Raw genomic sequence first — 19,358 nt, forward strand, 5'->3', positions numbered from 1 at the left:
TCCTAGCCGCCACCCAGCGCGGCTTTCTCCATTTCAAGGTAAACCCGGTAGGCGTTGGCCTTGTTGGACGCCTCGAACGCAGGCAAGCCCTTATATCGGGACCAATCTGCCGCTTCGTAGGCGTCCTCGAATGGAATCCAGTTCTCGACGGCAGCTCCCATCTGTTCCCGGACATACCCGAGGTAGTCGTAGGTAAAATTCAACGCCTCCATGGCATTTTCGGAGGCACTGCCATGGCCGGGAATCAGGATCTTCGGCTTCATTTCCCGCACCTTGTCAATAGCTTGCATCCAGTTACCCGTATCCACTTCTGAGCTGGCAAGGTAGGGCACACGTCCATGCTGAATGATGTCTCCGGAGAACAGAACCCCCGCCGGCTGAACCATCATCAGACTGTCATCCGGCGAATGTGCCGGCCCGGCATGCACGACCCTGAACCTGAATTGGCCAGATTCCAATGCTATCTCAGTCTTAAATGTCACATCCGGAGGGACCACCTTGGTACTTTCACCCACCCACGGTGAAAGCGCCTGCTTGCGCTGCTGCAGCCGCTTATCTGCATCCGGGCTATTGATATAGATACTGGATGCTTCCTGGGCAATCACCTGGGCGTCCGTCAGCTCCCTGAACGCCTCAAGGCCGTAAACATGATCTGCATGATAATGGGAGATAACGACGTGAGAGATGGGTAGGGTGGTCATTTCGCGTATTTTGTCGATCATCGCCGCTCCCAGGCTTGGCGTCCCCAGGGCATCGAACACCACAACGCTCTCTTCTGTAATGACAAACCCTGCGTTCGCTGTGAAGCCTTCGTTTTGCTGACTGGGCACACCGGACTGACCGGAAAAATAGTAAACGTTCTCAGCACTTACCGGTTCGGCCTCAAACGGAATCGAGAGCGGGGGATAGCCAGAAGACGATTCCGCCGCCTTTGCGCCAGAGCCGATAGCCATTACCACGAATATCCCGATAAGTCTGACGCTGACACCAATTTTTTCTGCCCGCATTCCAGCCCCTCCCTTGATCTGATTCCTTGCCATGTAAGTGCCTGTATTGACATTGATTTCCATCAATTCCCAGGAAATCGGGAAGCCCCTTTTGCGACAAACGTCCTATGAATCCCGATTCAAAAACCACTTGTAACCTGAAAACGAGAGGTTTATAAATAAATTATATCCTTATAACAGAAACAACAAGACCGCCTTTCAGTGACCTGCTGATTGCCGGCCGACTGCCCTTAGAAGGCATCGAAGGAGGAGAAAAACTATATGCTCGGCAAACTCCGCCGACTCAACCGGGATGTGTCCAAAATAGCCCTGGAAGAGTCAGAACGCTTACCCTCAGAAGAACGCAGACGTTTTCTCAGAAGTGGCCTGTTCACCGCGGGTGGTGCCATGGTCGGAGGCGCCCTCGCGGGTGTCGCCCCCAAGGCTCTCGCAGCGACACAGTACCCACCCGAGATTCCGCCATGGACCCGATCCCTCGGCCCCGGCGTGGTGACTGACCCCTACGGCGTACCATCACCGTTCGAAAAAGATGTTATCCGCAGGAATGTCCCCTGGCTGACCGCTGACAAAGTTTCATCCATCAGCTTTACCCCTCTTCAGCATCTGAAAGGGATCATCACTCCAAACGGTCTTTTCTTCGAACGCCATCATGCCGGTCGACCGGAAGTTGACCCGCAACAGCACCGCCTGATGATTCACGGTCTCGTGGAACGCCCGATCATCCTCTCGATGGAGGATCTCCAGCGGTTTCCCAGTGTTTCCCAGATCAACTTCATCGAGTGTCCCGCGAACGGTGGTATGGAATGGCGGGGGGCCCAGCTTAACTCTCTCCAGTTCCTGCACGGCATGGTGAGCTGCGCCGAATGGACTGGGGTTCGACTCTCTACGCTGCTGCAGGAAGTCGGCATCAAACCCGAAGGTAAGTGGCTCCTGGCCGAGGGCGCTGATGGTGCAGCCATGACCCGCAGTATTCCCATGGAGAAGGCGCTGGACGACGTTATTGTCGCTTATGCCCAGAATGGTGAGGCGCTGCGCCGCGAGCAGGGCTATCCGGTCCGCCTCGTGGTCCCGGGATGGGAAGGCAACACCCATGTGAAGTGGCTGCGCCGGCTGGAAGTGGGGGACAAGCCCTGGATGCAGCGTGAGGAAACCTCGAAGTACACCGATCTGATGCCGGACGGCACCGCCCACGGCTTCACCTGGGTCATGGAAGCCAAGTCCGTCATCACGTCGCCGTGTCCGGAAATGCCGCTGAAGAACAAAGGCATCTGTCAGATCGAAGGGCTTGCCTGGAGCGGCCGGGGCAAGGTCAAGGCAGTGGACGTTTCGGTCGACGGGGGCCAGAACTGGCAGCAGGCCCAGCTGAGAGAGCCGGTGATGTCGAAGTCACTGACCCGCTTCTCCCTTGAGTGGAAATGGGACGGTAACCCTGCGCTTATCCAGTCCCGGGTAATTGATGAAACCGGGTACGTGCAACCGACGCTCGCGCAGCTCCGGGAAGCCCGAGGTACCAATTCCATCTATCACAAGAACGCGATCCAGACCTGGAAAGTCAACGGAGACGGGAGTGTGGTCAATGTTCAGCTTTCATAAATCGTCACGCGTCTTTACCGGTGTCTGTTCTGGTTTCCTTCTTGCGTCCATGCCCATGCTTGGCGCTGCCGAGTCGGTGGGGCACTACGGGTACGGTGAATCCCCGACCGAGGAACAGATCGCTGCCTGGGATATTGATGTCCGCCCGGACGGGACGGGGCTTCCGGAAGGCAGTGGTTCCGTGGATGAAGGCATGCAGGTTTTTGAAACCTACTGTTCCTCCTGTCACGGCGCCTTCGGCGAGGGCATGGGACGCTACCCCAAACTTGCCGGTGGCGAGGGCAGCCTGACCGAAGACCGTCCTGAGAAGACCGTCGGTAGCTACTGGCCTTACGCCTCAACCCTCTGGGATTACATTCATAGGGCAATGCCGTTCTTCGCGCCCCAGTCGCTGACGGATGACCAGGTCTATGCCCTCACTGCTTATGTACTGAACCTGAATTACATCGTGGACGGTGACTTTGTCGCCAACAAGGAGACGCTTCCTGAGGTGGTGATGCCGAATCACGACGGTTTCACCTGGGAGGACCCGCGCCCTGTCGTTCAAAACGAACGCTGCATGGAAGACTGCAAGGAAGAGGTAACCGTCTCTGACTCGGCAGCGGGGAAAAACCTGACACCAAGCACGACCGGCCCCCTCGACGAGGGGATTACAGAATAAGAAGGCTGAACCGGAGCAAAAGCTCCAATGAGTGCCGAGGAGGACTGCGTGATGCGAAAAGGGTTAATTTCCGTGTGCTTGACCACACTCGCACTGAGTGCCACAGCACCGGTGTTCGCCGAACCTACCCAGGCCGATATTGACCGGGGCAAGGAACTTGCTTTCAGCCGCAAGGACGGAAACTGCCTTGCCTGCCACAAGATGGATGACGGCAAGCTGACCGGAAACATCGGTCCGGAACTTGTGGATATGAAAACCCGCTATCCCGACCGCGAAATTCTGTTCAAACGCATCTGGGACGAGACCCAGTTCAATCCGATGACGGTGATGCCGCCATTCGGAAGACACATGATCCTGAGCGAAGAAGAAATCAACCGGGTCATTGATTACCTGTACACGCTGTAAATGCGAGGAGGAGTTACCGTGATTGATCAACGGCGAAGAGGCTTTTTGAAGGGGGTGCTGGGTGCAGGTGTTGCCACCTTTGCACTGGGTTCCGGCATCGTGCCGCTGCGCGTCGAAGCCGCCACGGCTCCGGATGCGTCCGATTGGCCGGAGAAGGCATTCGGTACCCCGGGTGTGGACGAGACCATTGCAGAACTCTATGGCATGGAAGCGACTGAATCCGACCAGATCACCATGGATCTGCCTACGATTGCGCAAAATGGTGCGGTCGTACCCGTCACTGTTGAAACCGCGCTTCCGAACGTAACCGGCATCGCGCTTCTGGTGGCCAAGAACCCGAATGCCCTGGCGGCCTATTTTGATATTCCCGAAGGCACGATGCCCTTCGTATCGAATCGCCTGAAGATGGCGGAGACGACCGATGTGGTGGCAGTCGTGATTTCTGACGGCAAAGCCTACAAGGCAACCCAGAACGTGAAAGTGACCGTTGGCGGCTGTGGCGGCTAACAGTTAAACGGACAGGAGAACAACAATGGCGTCCAGTATCAGAGTACGTGCAGTAGAGAATAACGGTGTGACATCACTGAAAGCCCTGGTTCGACATCCGATGGATTCAGGGTTTGTAAAGGATTCGGCAGGTAATGTTATTCCGGCCCACTTCATAAAAGTCCTGACCATTTCCCATAACGGCAAGAACGTGTTCGTTGCCAACTGGGGTCCGGCTGTATCCAAGGATCCATTTCTTGAGTGTCGGTTCAAGGGAGCCAAAAAGGGTGACGAACTCACCATCAGCTGGATCGATAACGAGGGCGAAAGCGATTCAACCACTGCAACGATCGCCTGAAGATTGTCGGCGGACAGGCTCACCCTGAACCGCCGCAAAGGAGGATTGGACATGCTTAAAGCGAAAGTCATTCTGGTCGCGCTCGGAGCGGCGCTTGCGATGCCACAGGCATTGGCGGGAGCTACACCGGAAGAGGACCGGAAAGAAACGGTTGAATACTTCAAGCAGATGTTCCCCGATGTACCGCTCGAGGAGTTCGTGAACGGCCAGTACGCACTGAACGAAGATCGTCGCAAGCAGTGGGAATCAATGCAGGATTTTCCACCCTACGAGTTTGCGGTGGCCGAGGGCAAGGAGATGTTCGAAACGCCGTTTGCCAATGGCAAGACCTACGCCAGCTGCTTCGAGAATGGTGGAATCGGTATTCGACAGAACTATCCGTACTTCGATACAGAAAAGAAGGAAGTGATCACGCTTGAGCTCGCCATAAACCGTTGCCGTGAGGCCAATGGTGAGGAGCCTCTGAGATGGAAGAAAGGGGCCATTGCGTCAATTTCTGCTTACATGGCATCCACCTCCGAGGGCAAGCCCATCAATATCGAGGTGCCTGACGATCCCGATGCTCTGGCGGCCTACCAGGATGGAAAGGAGTTCTATTACAGCCGGCGGGGCCAACTGAATTTTTCCTGTGCCAGCTGTCATGTCCAGAACCCCGGCAAATGGATCCGGGCAGACTTTCTGTCGCCCGCGCTTGGGCAACCTTCGAACTTCCCGGTACACCGTTCGAAGTGGGGTGAACTGGGCACATTGCATCGCCGTTTTGCCGGCTGCAATAACAATGTCCGTGCGGAACCGCTGCCGGCCCAGAGTGAGGAATATCGTAACCTCGAGTATTTCCTGACATACATGAGCAACGGTCTGCCGGTTGTTGGCCCGGCTACCCGGCCATAACGAAACAGAAAGGGAGAAACACAATGAACAAGCCTTTACTGACCATCGGTATTTCGCTTGCCCTGTCTGTTCCGCTGGCTGCCCAGGCAGGGGCCAAAGAAGACTTCAATGAAGTCTATGCAAAGGCTCAGAGCACCCATCAGGATGCCGGGAACTTCCAATGGACCACGACGACCGACAGGATGAAAGCGGCAAAAACATCCGCTGAAAGCGGCGACTATGACAAAGCCGCCTCGATGGCCCGGCAGGCTCTCAAGTTAGCCCAGGAGTCGGTCGCGCAACGAAAACAGCAGCAAGAGGCATGGCGGAACGCCGCCATTGGTAACTGAACCCGTTTGCCGAACGGAAATGGCTTTCCCGAGAGCATTACGGGCTCCGGGGAAGCCGGTTAACTCCAATAACGACAAAGAAAGGAGAGTGCAGTGTCAATTTCCCGCAGAGACTTCCTGATGGCAATGCAAGCGGCAGCCGTAGCCGGGCTTGCCCCGAAACTTGCTTTGGCAAAAGGCGGCGAGGGACTGTACGACGCACCGAAGTTCGGCAATGTCCGGCTGCTCCATCTCACCGATATTCACGCCCAGTTGTCACCGGTTCATTTCCGTGAACCCAACGTGAACCTGGGTATTGGTCCCAGTAAGGGCCGGGTGCCGCACCTGGTGGGACAGCATTTCCTGGATCATTTCGGTATTCCGTCGGATAGCCGTCGATCCCATGCATTTACCTATCTCAATTACACGGAAGCCGCGCAGGAATACGGCAGGCTCGGCGGCTTCGCTCATTTGAAGACCCTGATTGACCAGCTCCGTGAACAGGCCGGTGCAGGCAACTCATTGTTGCTGGACGGCGGAGATCTCTGGCAGGGATCAGGCACAGCCGTCTGGACCAACGGCGAGGACATGGTTGAGGCGAGTAACCGCCTTGGCATCGACATCATGACCGCACACTGGGAATTCACTTACCCGGAAGAGCAGATTCGCAAGAATGTCAGTGCGTTCAAGGGGGAGTTCCTGGCCCAGAACGTGTTCCTCTCGGATGAAGCCATGTTCATGGGGGCAGAGGCCTATGACGAGGCCAGTGGCCGTGTTTTCAAGCCCTATACAATCCGGGAGCTGGGTGGCAAACGCGTTGCAGTCATTGGCCAGGCCTTCCCTTATACGCCGATTGCAAATCCTTCCTATTTCATTCCCGACTGGCGCATGGGCATCCGGGAGGCCGAGATGCAGTCTCTGGTCGACGAGATCCGTGAAAACGAAAAGGTTAACGCGGTGATCGTGCTTTCGCACAACGGCATGGACGTGGACCTGAAAATGGCCAGCCGCGTAACGGGTATCGACGCCATTCTGGGCGGCCATACCCACGACGCGGTCCCGCAGCCGACTGAAGTCAGCAATCCGGGAGGCAAAACCCTGGTGAGCAATGCTGGCACCAACGGCAAATACGTCGCCGTACTGGATCTCGATATCGGCAATAACGGCGTTCGGGGCTATGAATACAAGCTGCTGCCGGTCTTTTCGGACCTGATCAAACCGGATGCGGCCATGACCAGTTTCATACAGGATGTCCGGGCACCGTACATCGACAAACTGAGTGAAAAACTCGCCATCGCAGACGAACTGCTTTATCGGCGGGGCAACTTTAACGGCACCATGGATCAGGTGATCTGCGATGCGCAGCGAAAAGTCCTGGACGCCCAGATCTCGCTGTCACCAGGCTTTCGCTGGGGCACGACCGTGCTCCCGGGTGAACACATCACCATGGACGACGTGATGAATGCCACAGCGATTACCTATCCGGAAACCTATGTCCGTGAAATGTCCGGCGCCGACCTGAAACTGATCATGGAAGACGTGGCCGACAACCTGTTCAACAAGGATCCGTATCGACAGCAGGGTGGCGATATGGTTCGCGTCGGCGGTATGGACTACACCTGCGACCCCACTGCCAATATGAACGGTCGCATCTCTGATATGCGTCTGGATAACGGAGAGCCGATTGACGCTAACAAGATGTACAAGGTTGCAGGCTGGGCAACGGTAAATTCCCGCGCACCCGGTCGGCCGATCTGGGATGTGGTCGCCGATTATCTGAGATCGGAGAAAACCGTCAAGATCGACAAGTTCAACACGCCGGCCCTCAAGAATGTAGCGGGTAACCCGGGGCTTGAAGACTACGCAGGTTAAGTGATGAGCAGGAACTTCTTTGCTGAAACCACGGCTGTGCTGTTCGGGGTGTTGCTCCTGGTAGGGGCAGCCTCTGTTCAGGCAGAGCATGCAACCGACAGCAAGCCGTTTGCCGAGAAATTCCTGCTGCTGCAATTGAGCGATGGTGAATCCGAGAAACAGGACAAGGTCCTGAGCATTGCCGGCAACCTGCTGGAATACTATGGCCCGGACGCAATTGATATCGAGATAACCACCTTCGGTCCGGGTGTGCGTCTGCTGTATGCCGATAACAGTCGTCAGGAAAGGATCAGCAGCCTGATGGCCCAGGGTGTGCGATTCACTGTGTGCATGAACACAATCGATACCATCGAGCGAGAAACCGGAAACCGTCCGGAGCTTCATCCAGAAAGCATCCCGGTCGACGTCGGGGTTGCCCATATCCTGGATGTAGTCGAGGAGGGCTATGTACTCGTTCGCCCATGATCGTCTGACCTGATAAAGGAAGGGTTCCATGAAGACCAAGCTGTCGAAATCCCTGATGCTCGTCTCCGCTCTTGCTGCCGCAGGTGTTTGCAGCGCACAGGAAAGTGACCAGCCGGTGATGGTGGAGATCAAGAAACTTTCCATGGACACCGCCCTGACTATCGCGAAAACCGCCATCGAAACCTGCCGGGAGCAAGGCGTGCAGGTGGCCGTCACGGTAGTGGACCGGGGCGGGCATCCCCAGGTGGTATTGCGGGATGTATTGGCCATGGATCTGGCCCTGGAAGTCAGTTATCGGAAGGCCTACACCGCCATGACTTTCACAAGTCCCACTTCGTCCCTCGAAGACCGTTTCACCGGGCCATTTTCCGTCGGCAAGATCGATAAAGTACTGCTTTCAAGTGGAGGCGTTCCTATCCAGGCAAGTGGCGAGACCATCGGTGGTGTCGGCGTCAGCGGCGCTCCATCCGGGGAAACGGATGAGAACTGCGCCCTGGCGGGGGTTGCCGCGGTAGAAATGGACCTGGAAATGGCGTCTTTCTGATGGACGTTTTCTGAACATGCAGGGGAATCATAATGCTACGCAGTGTTCTGAAAGTTGTTTCCCCATTATTAATGCTTCCTGCGATGGCAGTTGGGGCGTATCCGGACGCAGTTCAGGTACTGGTTGATGAAGGTCTCAAGGTGGAAGCCACCTTTGAGGCACCCGGAGGGCTGAAAGGATTTGTCGGACGGCGGAACGGACATCCGGTATCCCTTTACCTTATGCCGGATGGCGAGCACGTCGTCATCGGGAAGATGGTTGACGGTTTCGGTCAGGATCTGAGCGCAAGTCACATCCGGAACTGGCTCCCCAAACCGGATCTGACCGGTGCCTGGCAAAAACTCGAGAATGCGGCCTGGGTATCTGAGGGTCCCCGGGATGCTGAACGAATTGTCTATGTGTTTTCCGACCCCAACTGCGGTTACTGTGTGGCGTTTCGGGAAAAAGCGCAGCCATTCCTTGAGCGGGGAATCGAGCTGCGGCACATCATGGTGGGCATCATTCAGCCTTCCAGTCTGGCGAAAGCTGCCAGCGTACTTGGAGCGGATAATCCGGTGGAACAGCTGGAGTTCCATGACAGCCAGTTTCCCAGGGATTGGCTCGCTTCGGAGGAAAATGTTCCCGAGGAGCTTCGGGAGCAGGTCCAGAGCAATAACCGATTGATGGAGAGCCTATCCATCGCGGCAACCCCCTCGGTTATTTACAAGGATCCAGCCGGGAAAATGCACAAGATTGTCGGTCTCCCTGATGACTCGGCACTGGCCGAGGCCGTGTTCCGGTATCCGGAATAGCAATGTCTGTTGGCCCAGGGGGCTGTAAAAGGAGAATAATCATGAGTTTTCGAGGGCTGTTTCTGGCGTTACTGATCGTTCCGGGCGTTGTCTCGGCAGGCAATGGCATTCCGGATAAACTGGAACTCACGAAAGTAACTGACCGCGTCTACTCGGCCATCGGCGAGACAGCCCCGGGCACTTACGAAAATCACGGTCACAACAACAACCTGAGCTTTATCATCACCGATAAGGGCGTGGTGGTCTTCAATGGCGGTGACAACTACCTTTTGGCGAAGTCTTTCCATAATTCCATTCGCAGCATCACCGACAAAGAGGTCAAATACGTTGCCAATGAGAATGCCCAGGGGCATTCCATGCTGGGTAACAGTTACTGGCGGGATCAGGGCGTTCCGATCATTGCCCAGAAAGAGGCAATCAAGGAATTCGAGCACCAGGGCGAAGCCAAACTGGCGTCAATGGAACGCAGGAACAAGGAAAAGGCCGAAGGTACCTACGTAGCAGTGCCCGACATCGGTTTCGAGGACCGCTACGATCTGGACATGGGAGATGTGACCATTGAGCTGCATTACTTCGGGCCGGGGCATGCACCCGGGGACATTGCTCTGTGGGTCCCCGAAGAAAAGCTGCTGATTACCGGTGACCTCGGATTCCATCAACGCCTGCTGGCAGTTTTCGAGGATACCGACACCGGATCCTGGATCGAGTCTTTCGACAAGATGACCGAACAACTGGACCCGGCGATTGTGATTCCGGGTCACGGTGAACCAACCACCCTGGATGTTGTCACCAAAGAAACCCGGGGGTACCTGGTTTTCCTTCGTAATGCCGTGACCGAGATCCTGGAGCAGGGTGGTGGACTGGACGATGCCTATAATATCGACCAGTCCCAGTGGTCTTACCTCGACACCTATGAGGAACTTGCCGCCAAAAATGCAGGGCGCGTTTATCAGGATCTTGAATTCGAGTACTTCTGAGTTACTGTTACTCGTCGAATCTCTGTAATCCCTGTAGCGCGATGGTGTACTCACCTTTTTCAACGTCAAAACCGATCCGGTACGCCGAAGGATACCAACCCGGGTAACTATAGCGCTCGGGCCTTTTTACCGGTGTTGTCGAGTCCGCAAGGGACTGCAGGAAGGTGAGGGAAACCATTGGTTCAACAAACATCAACTCGCCATTGTGGTAGCCATAAATGAAATTATGGCTGAACGGCTCGCCCTGGAACTCCTTTCCGGCTGGGTCCAGAGCATGCATTCCCATACGTTCCACCGCTGCATCGGGCGGTACAACGTAGCCTGCAGGAAGCAATTGCGGATCGGGTGCAGTCATGGCCCGGTCACGGCCCTCGCCGTGGAAGGTGATTGCTTCGCGTGCCGCATTGTTGATCATGTAAAAGTGCACATCGAAATGGGCGACGGAGTACACCCCCTCAGGCATGTGGCCAACAGGATTCCAGTCCAGAAGCACATGGTCATACCCGGTTCGCGGGCCTGATTCAGGCATCGGAATGGGAAACTCCCAGGCTGACTTTTCGGCTGTGGCTTCAGGTAATCCGGTCAAGGCGCCGCTATCCATCACGACGGACACGGATTCAGGCTCCCCGAGTGTATCGACCGTTACCACCACCCAGGCGGCACCATTCCCCACAGCCACAGGTGCGCCAGTGAAACCATCCTCATCACCGGCCTGCACGCCGCCTGCCAGGCCTGAAAGAACAAGGAGCTGAAGCAGGCCCACTGAACAATAATAATACCCTTGCGATTTCATTGATTTACCCCTCCATAAAAGGCGCAGCCAAAGCGTCGCCAATGACCGGCCAGGACGGCCGGCAAGCCATCGCCCTTCAGACTGATTCAGAAGAAAACGCAAGGAGCAGGAGGGACTGACAGCAGAGAAAAACAGCCTGTCCGCCCACTTAATCTGACGACCACCAGAAAGGGTATGGCCGAACATGATCAATATATCACCAGAAATGAGGTCTGTGAGGGTTTTTGTTGAGCCAGGAGCAAGTACTTTTCCTTACGCAGCAGCGGTCACGCATGGCGCTTTAAGCCTGGCACGTAGTGGTTTCTAAGCATCTGATTAAATGAAAACAACCTTTAATATAGTGACCTAACGACTATCAAGGCATGCGCTGCCTGCCATCAAACCCATAAGGATGAAACGAACGATGAAAACTGCTGCTACCTGGTTTAAAGGTTGGCGTATGAAGCGCAACTTTGTACGCCTCGTAGAAACGACCGAACCGCGACTGCTTCTGGATGCCGGGTTTGCCCCCGAGGTCATCGAAGCAAAGCTGCGTACACCTTTCTGGAAGTTCTGATTAACGTCTGATTATCCGGACAGGAAGTGTAGGGCTCAAGCCGGGGCAATAGAATTGCCCCGGCCAAAATACGGCTGTGCGTTAGCCAGCACCGTACTCTTATTCACGCATCTCGAGAATCCAGGTCACGAGCCTTTCCGCTTCCTCCTGACTCACTTCCGGGCGAGTCTGTTGATAATGTCCATTCCCTTCATCAACAGCTTGTGCTTCCATTTCAGGCATTTCAGCCGATCCCCAGTGATCCTCGCCACCTGTAAGAACGACCTGAACCAGCCGATCAAACTCATCCATGGTGTACCTCTGGGCGATACTCGGGAAAGCGGGCGCGCTAGGCATCTCGTTACCAGTGGTATGGCAGGCCATGCACTGTTTTTTCTCGGCGAGTTGCATCGCACTCATACCGTGCGAGTCTGCCTGCGCAGCCGCGGCCCCCAGGCACAGGCTGCCAATAAGGGCGGTAGATAGGATTATCCGTTTCATGTCTGCTTCCTTTCGTTCAATCCTGGTTAACTGTTCGAGATTACGACCTATGGCATTGACCAAGACTGCTATCCCTTCCCTAAAATTAGATCAGGAATCCCACTGGTTCCACCCGGTGCCGCCATCCAATCCACTGTGTTAGGCTTTTTGGAGGTTATTGGAGGGCGCTAGTTGGCCCGAACCTCTGACAAGGTAAAAGGAGTACCGATGCAGCCGGCGCTGGCGTCACCCATCGCGACCTTTGCCGCCCGCGCGGTTTTTTTCGCCGGGCTCTGGTGGATATTAACCCTCGGAGCCCCTTCGGCCTGGGGGTTCGGGGCAGTGGTGATTGTTTTGGTCGCCTGGCTATCCGTGTTGCTGTTTCCTCCTTCCATCCATCGTCTTCATCCGCTGGGCCTGGTCCAGTTCATCGCTTACTTCCTCGGCCATTCGGTTCTTGCCGGTGTTGATGTAGCAAGGCGTCTGCTGACACCTTCACTGGCGATTACACCCGGAGAGATAACCCTCTCTCTTCGCCTGCCAGAGGGTGGCCCTCGCTGGCTGCTTGCAAACACCCTGTCGCTGATGCCGGGAACGCTCAGCGTACACTTCGACAACAACCTGCTAACAGTCCATTGCCTGGATACTAGTGTTGATATAGAGGCGGGCGTTCGCAGAGCAGAGTCGCAGGTCGCCAGGGCCTTCAGGATTCCTCTGGCCCCATGGGAAGGGGCGCAATCATGACTGGCGTCTTGTTGAGCGTTGCTGCGTTTCTCTTGGTCACGTTACTGCTATCCCTGATCCGGATCTGGCGGGGACCGGAAGCGGCTGACCGGATGCTGGCCTCTCAATTATTCTGCACCACGGGGGTCGCATTGTTGCTTGTGCTGGCATACGCCGGTTCGTGGCCAGCCCTGATGGATGTGGCACTGACCGTTGCCGTGTTGGCAGTCCTGGCCGTAGCAGCCTTTGTGACACGGGTAGTCAGGATTGATCGGGAAGCCGCGTCCGGTAAGTCAGCCAATGCCGAGTCCAGAGAGGAACCCCATGTTTGACGGATTGGTGATGGTGGTTCAGCTGATACTGCTGGTCTCAGGCTGTGTGTTTTTTGCGCTGGGCAGTCTCGGTCTCTTCCGCTTCCCCGACACCCTCACGCGTATCCATGCGCTGACCAAGGCGGATAACCTTGGTTTGGGCTTCATTGTGCTGGCATTGCTGCCTTTGGCGCCTTCCTTCAGTGCCGGCCTCAAGACACTGCTGATCTGGGTTGTTGCCTTGGCAGCAAGTGCAACTTCGGCTCACCTTGTGGCGCGAGCCGTTCGTGGCGGCATCACGGATGGTTCCCCGACAGAGGATAATAATGACTGAATGGTCGCTGGATATTTTGCTTGTTATTGCGTTGCTGGTAACCGCGACGAGTGTCCTGTGGTCCCGTGACCTTTTTCGGGGTGTTGTCTTCTTTATTGCGTTCGGGTTGCTGATGGCGCTGGCCTGGGTACGCCTTCGGGCTCCGGATGTTGCGCTTGCCGAAGCAGCAATAGGGGCCGGGTTAACGGGGGTGCTACTACTGGACGCAGCCCGGCATCTCTCGAATGACGAGTCCCAAGGCGAGGACGGTAAGGAAAAAAAGCCATGACCCGCGTGCTGGCCATATTGACAGTCACTGCTGTCTGTTTTGCCTTTTTATCCGGTCTGGTCTATTCGATCTGGCAGATTGGGGCAACGACTACACCGGTCGACTTGCCAGCGTTGCTGGCCGGCAACCTTGACGATAGCGGCGTCGAGAACCCGGTTACAGCGGTGCTTCTGAACTTTCGCAGCTACGATACCCTGCTTGAAATCGGTGTGTTGGTGATCGCGGGCATTGCCGGAATCTCAGTGGCCAAGACTTCATCACTGGAAGATCCGGAACTTCGCACCTCGGATGAATTACTCTATGCATTGCAGCGCTGGTTGGTACCTCTGACGCTTTTGCTCGCCGGATATCTGCTCTGGGCCGGATCCGATCGCCCTGGCGGCGCGTTTCAGGCGGGGGCGGTTCTGGCCGCAAGCGGTGTACTCATGCGCCTTGGGGGTATTCCAATGGACTTTCTGCGCCCGGGACTGATGCTTCGGCTGGGGCTATCCCTGGGCTTCTCCGTATTCCTGCTTGTGGCCGTAGCCAGTGCGCTGTCCGGAAGCCGGTTCCTGGCATACCCTCCCGAAATGGCCAGGACGCTTATAGTGGCAATCGAGACGGTTCTTACGCTTTCCATCGCTATGGTGCTGCTGGCACTGTTTGTATCTGCTCCGATCAATAATGCAGAGGAACCGGAAGAGGGCGGCTCCTGATGACGCCTTTCTTGTTGTACGCCCTCGCAGGGGCCGCGTTGTGCAGCATCGGCCTGTTCGGTTTCATCCTCATCTCGCACTTGTTGCGGAAACTTCTGGCCTTCAATCTCATGGGTTCCGGGGTTTTCCTGGTGATGGTCGGCCTTGCCCAGCACCGCTCCGGACCGGATCCGGTGCCCCAGGCTTTGGTACTTACCGGCATTGTGGTTGCCATTGCTGCCACCGCACTGGCGGTGGTTTTGATCCGGCGCTATTACCATCTCTCCGGTAAGACTTCCCTTGAAGACCCTGCCCAGAACCCACCGCCGGCCCCGGGGCCACGCCAGGCCCGGGAGGCTCCGCACGAATGACTCTCTGGTTGATGGCCGGACTGCTGTTCACACCGCTTGCCTGGGCAGTCCTGACCCTGCTTACCGGATTCAGACGGGGCAGGGCAATAACCTGGTTGGGAATAGTGATCCAGGTATTGGTATCGCTGGCTCTCTGGGCGGTTGTTGCCGCCGAGGGCGGCTTCCAGTATCCGCTTGGCGGATGGCAGGCTCCGCTGGGAATAGAACTGCGGATGGATGGTCTGGCGGTGACGTTTGTTCTCCTCACCGCGCTGGTCGCTGCTGCCTCCGGCCTCCATGCCGGCTTTTACCTGGATCCTGACAAGGACTGGCACCGGTATTTCTGGCCGCTGTTCTGGTTTCTGTGGGCTGGCCTGAACGTGGTCTGGCTGGGGAATGACCTGTTCAACCTGTACGTGGGGCTGGAACTGATAAGCCTCGCGGCGGTTGGTCTCGTTGCACTTGGCGGGCAGTCGGAGGCCTTGCGGGCTGCTATCCGCTACCTGATGGCTGCTTTACTGGGTTCCCTGGCTTATTTGTTGGGCGTTGCCTTGTTCTATGGCCAGTTTGGCAGCCTGTCGCTCTCGGGGATTGCCTCCGCATTGAATCAGGACATCGCAGTTGAGGGTTCAGGTTTTGCCCTGATACTGATGTTTTTCGGTCTGGCTCTCAAAACAGCGTTGTTCCCGATGCACCGCTGGCTGCCACCGGCTCACGGTATCGCGAGATCTCCGGTCAGCGCGCTACTGTCCGCCCTGGTGGTAAAAGGGTCGTTCTATATCGCGGCACGGCTCTGGCTTGAGCTCGGAGCCACCCTGGGTTCTCTTGCCCTCGCTCAGTTGCTTGGAGTACTGGGTGGTATGGCGGTGTTCTGGGGTGGTTGGCAGGCGTTCCGGCATTCAAAACTTAAACAGGTAGTGGCGTACTCGTCGGTCGCGCAGATCGGATACCTGTTTTTGCTGTTTCCGCTCACCTGGAATACCACGGAAGCGGTGATAATACAGGCGCAGCAGGCCATGACGTTGCAGGTGATCAGCCACGCCCTGGCCAAGGCTGCAATGTTTCTGTCCGCGGGAAACCTGATCCTGTCGGTGGGCAGCAATCGGTTGAATGCGCTGGCCGGTGTCAGCCATTTTCTGCCGTTTTCACTGTTTTCATTTGGCCTGGCTGGGGTATCGCTTATGGGCTTGCCACCCACTGGCGGTTTCGCCGCAAAATGGCTGTTTCTACAGGCAAGTCTGGCCACCGGTCAGTGGTGGTGGCTGGTGGTGCTTCTGGGCGGGGGGCTGCTGTCTGCGGCCTACGTATTCCGGGTGTATCGAGCCTCATTCGTCGAAGACTCCGATATCGATCATTTCTTTCACCCTTCCCGCCGCCTTGAAATCATCCCGATGATTCTGGCTCTGCTTTCCCTGGGACTTGGCCTGATGGCTGAGCCGGTACTCTCGGTGATGGCCCTGGCGTTCGCCAACGGGGAGGGCACATGACTGCCACCGCCCTGTTACCGGTTTTCGCGCTAATGACATCCCTTACTGCGGCTGTCATCATTTTCGCCCTGCCTGAGCAAAAGCACCGGCTTCGAACCTTTGTAAACCTTACAGCCGCAATCCTGAAGCTTCTTCTTGTCGGCCTGATGATCCGGGGAGTATTTCAAGGTAAGGCGTACGGGATTGCTTTTCCCATGATCCCGGGTGTGGAGTTCGTTCTCCGCGCAGACGCCCTGGCCATGTTGTTTGCGGGACTCTCGGCAGCACTGTGGCTGTTGACCACGGTGTATTCAGTGGGTTACCTGGAAAACTCCCCGAATCGAAGCCGTTTCTTCGGTTTTTTCAGCCTGTGTGTCGCCAGTACCCTGGGAATCGCACTGGCGGGGAATCTGTTCACCTTCTTTCTTTTCTACGAGATGCTCACGCTCTCCACCTATCCTTTGGTGGTGCACCGCGGAACCGAGCAGGCATTGCGGGCCGGGCGAACCTACATCATCTATACGCTCGCCGGGGGTGCAGTCTTGCTGTTCGGGATCGCTTCGCTCCACGTTCTCTCCGGTGACCTCCCGTTCAGACCGGGCGGTCATTTTGCCGATATGGCTCCTGACCTGCAGATGCCCCTGACCATCGTTTTCGTGGTTCTGATTGCCGGTCTTGGCGTAAAAGCCGCCATAGTGCCATTGCACGGCTGGTTGCCCGTGGCGATGGTTGCACCGGCGCCGGTCAGCGCGCTGCTGCATGCTGTTGCTGTAGTAAAAGCGGGGGCGTTCGGCATTGTCCGGGTGGTGTTCGAAATCTACGGCCTGGAAACAGCAGGTGCGTTGGGTTTGTTATCGGGATTGGCCGCCATTGCCGCGTTCACCATTCTCTATGGCTCGGTAATGGCATTGTATCAATCCGACTTGAAGCGGCGCCTGGCATTTTCAACCGTCAGTCAGGTGTCCTATATCATTCTCGGGCTTTGTTTGGCGGGACCCGTGGGCGTAGCCGGCGGTCTGGTTCATCTGGTTCATCAGGGTGTCATGAAGATCACGCTGTTCTTCTGCGCCGGTAATTACGCGGAAACACTGGGGTTACACCGAATAGATGAACTTGATGGTGCAGGGCGGCGAATGCCGGGAACTTCCGTCGCTTTCACCCTTGCCGCATTCGGCATGATCGGAACGCCACCACTGGCGGGATTCATCACCAAATGGACCATGGGGACCGGTGCTCTCGCAGCTGGCATGGACTGGGTAATTGCCGTCCTGGTGGTGAGTAGTCTGCTCAATGCTGCGTACTTTTTGCCGGTACTCAGAAGAATCTGGTTCGGCGAGCAGAAAGATCCATGGCGCGAGGAACGCCAATGGGGCCGCTCTGAAACCAGCGCCTGGCTGTTATGGCCTCCGTTGGTGACTGCGGGCTTCCTGCTATTGGCAGGCCTGCTGGCCTCGGCACCTTTCAGCCCGCTGGGATGGGTCGAGCTGATTATCACGAGAGAGGTAAATCTGTGATGATCACCGCTTCATTGTTGTTGATGACCGTCGTTCTCCCTCTGGGCTCTCTTTTACTGGCCTTCAGGCAACGATGGCAGAAAGTTTACCTGTACAGCCTGCCTCTCCTGCCAGTCCCGGCACTCTTGGCGGGACTGAACGCCGAACTCCAAAACTGGCTTGAGCTGCCCTGGTTGCTTCTTGATGGTACCTGGGGGCTTGATGACCTGCGGCAAAGCTTTCTTTTGCTCACGTCTGCGCTTTGGGCAACAGCTGGCATCTATGCGATTGGTTACCTGAATACACGAAAACTAAGGGCATTCTGCGTCTTCTGGGCCCTCACGCTAACCGGAAACCTGGGCCTGATAATCTCTGTAGATCTTGCCAGTTTCTACAGCTTCTTTGCCCTCATGACCTTTGCGGCCTATGGACTGGTAGTCCATGAGGGCACCGCAGAAGCAAACCGGGCAGGGCGGGTCTACCTCACCATAGCAGTGGCCGGCGAGATGGCCCTGCTCACCGGTCTGCTAATGGCAGCACAGCACGCAGACAGCATCCTGCTTACCGAGCTGCCTGGCGCAATTGCGAATTACGACCGGAGCTGGTTGATCATCGGCTTGCTGGTCTCGGGGTTCGGAGTCAAGGCGGGGCTTCCGTTCCTTCATTTCTGGCTTCCGCTGGCCCATCCGGTCGCGCCAACACCGGCCAGTGCCGTACTCAGTGGTGCAATGATAAAGGCAGGGTTACTTGGCTGGCTCGTTACTCTCCCGATAGGAGAGTTATCACTACCGGGCTGGGGCAATACGCTTGTGGTTCTTGGCGCAACCGGTGCTATCGGCGGTGCAATGCTCGGGATGATGCACATCCGCCCGAAAACGATTCTGGCTTATTCGAGCATCAGTCAGATGGGGCTCATCACCCTGATGGTTGGCGCTGCGATGGCAAACGCGGCCCAGACAGCCACACTTCTGACTGCCATTACCTTGTATGCGTTGCATCATGGACTAGCCAAAGGCTGCCTGTTTCTTTCCACGGCAATTAAAATGCCGGCAGAACGCCGGTCCCGCCGGCTCGTTTGGCTGTTGATTGGAGTACCCGGGCTTTCACTCGCGGGCCTGCCATTGACCAGCGGGGCCGCGGCCAAACTGGCCATGAAGGATGCCTTGAAGCCTGAACAGTATGATTTCACCTTGGCGGAACACTTACCCCTGATAATGTCCGCAGGTGCTGTTGCCACCATGCTACTGATCTGGCGGTTCTTCTGGGCGCTCCATCAGAGCGTTCGGACAGGGCCTAACCATCGTTGCACATGGCTGGGGTGGCTGTTCGCTACGGGATGCAGTCTGGTGGCAGTCTGGTTCCTACCAGGCGTCTGGACTCACTCGGGACAGCCCTGGTTCGTTCTGACAGCGAGCGAGGGTTGGAGCCTGATCTGGCCAATCCTGATAGCCACGGCCATGTCTATTGGTTGGTGGATTGCGAGGGGACGCAAGGGCTCTGGTGTTGACTGAATCTGGAACGATCCTAATTGCGAGATTTGTGAGTGAATACCAGATTTAACATAATATACATT

Annotated in this window: 24 protein-coding genes; 21 read left to right on the forward strand and 3 right to left on the reverse strand. The window is 56.4% G+C overall.

Going from position 1 to position 19,358, the window contains the following annotated elements; genetic code table 11:
• Window positions 1–2 precede the first annotated feature (2 nt).
• Entirely contained in the window at window positions 3–1,070 is a 1,068-nt protein-coding gene (locus tag MD273_RS08060) for an MBL fold metallo-hydrolase (protein WP_239037226.1), read from the reverse strand.
• A gap of 198 nt (window positions 1,071–1,268) precedes the next feature.
• Here MD273_RS08060 and soxC point away from each other — a divergent pair, with 198 nt between their 5' ends.
• From soxC to MD273_RS08120, 12 genes are all read left to right on the forward strand, one after another.
• Window positions 1,269–2,600 carry a sulfite dehydrogenase gene (gene soxC, locus MD273_RS08065; protein WP_239037227.1) on the forward strand — a complete coding sequence of 444 codons (1,332 nt, stop codon included), beginning with the start codon at window positions 1,269–1,271 and terminating at the stop codon, window positions 2,598–2,600.
• The gene (locus tag MD273_RS08070; RefSeq protein ID WP_239037228.1) at window positions 2,584–3,261 is read left to right on the forward strand and encodes a c-type cytochrome; all 678 of its coding nucleotides are present in this window, start codon (window positions 2,584–2,586) and stop codon (window positions 3,259–3,261) included. Before soxC ends, MD273_RS08070 begins: the two co-directional genes overlap by 17 nt.
• A 51-nt stretch (window positions 3,262–3,312) precedes the next feature.
• Window positions 3,313–3,666: a sulfur oxidation c-type cytochrome SoxX gene (gene soxX, locus MD273_RS08075; protein WP_239037229.1), complete on the forward strand. Its 354-nt coding sequence runs from the start codon at window positions 3,313–3,315 to the stop codon at window positions 3,664–3,666.
• A gap of 18 nt (window positions 3,667–3,684) precedes the next feature.
• Window positions 3,685–4,173, forward strand: a complete 489-nt coding sequence (gene soxY / locus MD273_RS08080; RefSeq protein ID WP_239037230.1) for a thiosulfate oxidation carrier protein SoxY — start codon at window positions 3,685–3,687, stop codon at window positions 4,171–4,173.
• Window positions 4,174–4,198: 25 nt separating this feature from the next.
• Window positions 4,199–4,510 (forward strand): thiosulfate oxidation carrier complex protein SoxZ, encoded by a 312-nt coding sequence (soxZ, locus tag MD273_RS08085; protein WP_239037231.1) that lies wholly within the window; start codon window positions 4,199–4,201, stop codon window positions 4,508–4,510.
• A gap of 51 nt (window positions 4,511–4,561) precedes the next feature.
• Window positions 4,562–5,401, forward strand: a complete 840-nt coding sequence (soxA, locus tag MD273_RS08090; protein WP_239037232.1) for a sulfur oxidation c-type cytochrome SoxA — start codon at window positions 4,562–4,564, stop codon at window positions 5,399–5,401.
• Between the two features lie 23 nt (window positions 5,402–5,424).
• Window positions 5,425–5,730, forward strand: a complete 306-nt coding sequence (locus MD273_RS08095; protein WP_239037233.1) for a HEPN domain-containing protein — start codon at window positions 5,425–5,427, stop codon at window positions 5,728–5,730.
• A gap of 93 nt (window positions 5,731–5,823) precedes the next feature.
• Window positions 5,824–7,581, forward strand: a complete 1,758-nt coding sequence (gene soxB, locus MD273_RS08100) for a thiosulfohydrolase SoxB (RefSeq protein WP_239037234.1) — start codon at window positions 5,824–5,826, stop codon at window positions 7,579–7,581.
• A 3-nt stretch (window positions 7,582–7,584) separates the two neighbouring features.
• Window positions 7,585–8,046: a DsrE family protein gene (locus MD273_RS08105; protein WP_239037235.1), complete on the forward strand. Its 462-nt coding sequence runs from the start codon at window positions 7,585–7,587 to the stop codon at window positions 8,044–8,046.
• 28 nt (window positions 8,047–8,074) lie between these two features.
• Window positions 8,075–8,590, forward strand: a complete 516-nt coding sequence (locus tag MD273_RS08110) for a GlcG/HbpS family heme-binding protein (protein WP_239037236.1) — start codon at window positions 8,075–8,077, stop codon at window positions 8,588–8,590.
• A 32-nt stretch (window positions 8,591–8,622) separates the two neighbouring features.
• The gene (gene dsbG / locus MD273_RS08115) at window positions 8,623–9,381 is read left to right on the forward strand and encodes a thiol:disulfide interchange protein DsbG (RefSeq protein WP_239037237.1); all 759 of its coding nucleotides are present in this window, start codon (window positions 8,623–8,625) and stop codon (window positions 9,379–9,381) included.
• Window positions 9,382–9,422: 41 nt separating this feature from the next.
• Complete coding sequence (locus MD273_RS08120; RefSeq protein ID WP_239037238.1) at window positions 9,423–10,358, forward strand: MBL fold metallo-hydrolase; 936 nt, start codon at window positions 9,423–9,425, stop codon at window positions 10,356–10,358.
• A 7-nt stretch (window positions 10,359–10,365) separates the two neighbouring features.
• Here MD273_RS08120 and MD273_RS08125 read toward each other — a convergent pair whose 3' ends face one another.
• Window positions 10,366–11,337, reverse strand: a complete 972-nt coding sequence (locus tag MD273_RS08125; RefSeq protein ID WP_239037239.1) for a DUF5602 domain-containing protein — start codon at window positions 11,335–11,337, stop codon at window positions 10,366–10,368.
• 469 nt (window positions 11,338–11,806) lie between these two features.
• On the reverse strand, window positions 11,807–12,187 hold the full coding sequence (locus MD273_RS08130; RefSeq protein ID WP_239037240.1) for a c-type cytochrome: 381 nt from the start codon (window positions 12,185–12,187) through the stop codon (window positions 11,807–11,809).
• A 207-nt stretch (window positions 12,188–12,394) separates the two neighbouring features.
• Here MD273_RS08130 and MD273_RS08135 point away from each other — a divergent pair, with 207 nt between their 5' ends.
• From MD273_RS08135 to MD273_RS08175, 9 genes are read left to right on the forward strand one after another with little or no spacing between them, the layout of a single operon-like run.
• Window positions 12,395–12,910 carry a Na+/H+ antiporter subunit E gene (locus tag MD273_RS08135; RefSeq protein WP_239037241.1) on the forward strand — a complete coding sequence of 172 codons (516 nt, stop codon included), beginning with the start codon at window positions 12,395–12,397 and terminating at the stop codon, window positions 12,908–12,910.
• Window positions 12,907–13,221 (forward strand): MrpF/PhaF family protein, encoded by a 315-nt coding sequence (locus MD273_RS08140; RefSeq protein ID WP_239037242.1) that lies wholly within the window; start codon window positions 12,907–12,909, stop codon window positions 13,219–13,221. The genes MD273_RS08135 and MD273_RS08140 overlap by 4 nt, the downstream gene beginning before the upstream one ends.
• The gene (locus tag MD273_RS08145) at window positions 13,214–13,534 is read left to right on the forward strand and encodes a cation:proton antiporter (RefSeq protein WP_239037243.1); all 321 of its coding nucleotides are present in this window, start codon (window positions 13,214–13,216) and stop codon (window positions 13,532–13,534) included. The genes MD273_RS08140 and MD273_RS08145 overlap by 8 nt, the downstream gene beginning before the upstream one ends.
• Window positions 13,527–13,802 carry a Na(+)/H(+) antiporter subunit B gene (locus tag MD273_RS08150; RefSeq protein ID WP_239037244.1) on the forward strand — a complete coding sequence of 92 codons (276 nt, stop codon included), beginning with the start codon at window positions 13,527–13,529 and terminating at the stop codon, window positions 13,800–13,802. Before MD273_RS08145 ends, MD273_RS08150 begins: the two co-directional genes overlap by 8 nt.
• Window positions 13,799–14,497 (forward strand): MnhB domain-containing protein, encoded by a 699-nt coding sequence (locus tag MD273_RS08155; RefSeq protein WP_239037245.1) that lies wholly within the window; start codon window positions 13,799–13,801, stop codon window positions 14,495–14,497. The genes MD273_RS08150 and MD273_RS08155 overlap by 4 nt, the downstream gene beginning before the upstream one ends.
• On the forward strand, window positions 14,497–14,847 hold the full coding sequence (locus tag MD273_RS08160; protein WP_239037246.1) for a cation:proton antiporter subunit C: 351 nt from the start codon (window positions 14,497–14,499) through the stop codon (window positions 14,845–14,847). The genes MD273_RS08155 and MD273_RS08160 overlap by 1 nt, the downstream gene beginning before the upstream one ends.
• The gene (locus MD273_RS08165) at window positions 14,844–16,313 is read left to right on the forward strand and encodes a complex I subunit 5 family protein (protein WP_239037247.1); all 1,470 of its coding nucleotides are present in this window, start codon (window positions 14,844–14,846) and stop codon (window positions 16,311–16,313) included. The genes MD273_RS08160 and MD273_RS08165 overlap by 4 nt, the downstream gene beginning before the upstream one ends.
• Window positions 16,310–17,806, forward strand: coding sequence for a complex I subunit 5 family protein (locus tag MD273_RS08170; RefSeq protein ID WP_239037248.1), 1,497 nt, complete (start codon window positions 16,310–16,312; stop codon window positions 17,804–17,806). The genes MD273_RS08165 and MD273_RS08170 overlap by 4 nt, the downstream gene beginning before the upstream one ends.
• Window positions 17,692–19,296, forward strand: a complete 1,605-nt coding sequence (locus tag MD273_RS08175; RefSeq protein WP_239037249.1) for a complex I subunit 5 family protein — start codon at window positions 17,692–17,694, stop codon at window positions 19,294–19,296. Before MD273_RS08170 ends, MD273_RS08175 begins: the two co-directional genes overlap by 115 nt.
• Window positions 19,297–19,358 lie beyond the last annotated feature (62 nt).

The organism is Marinobacter sp. C7, assembly GCF_022343555.1.
Classification (GTDB): Bacteria; Pseudomonadota; Gammaproteobacteria; order Pseudomonadales; family Oleiphilaceae; genus Marinobacter.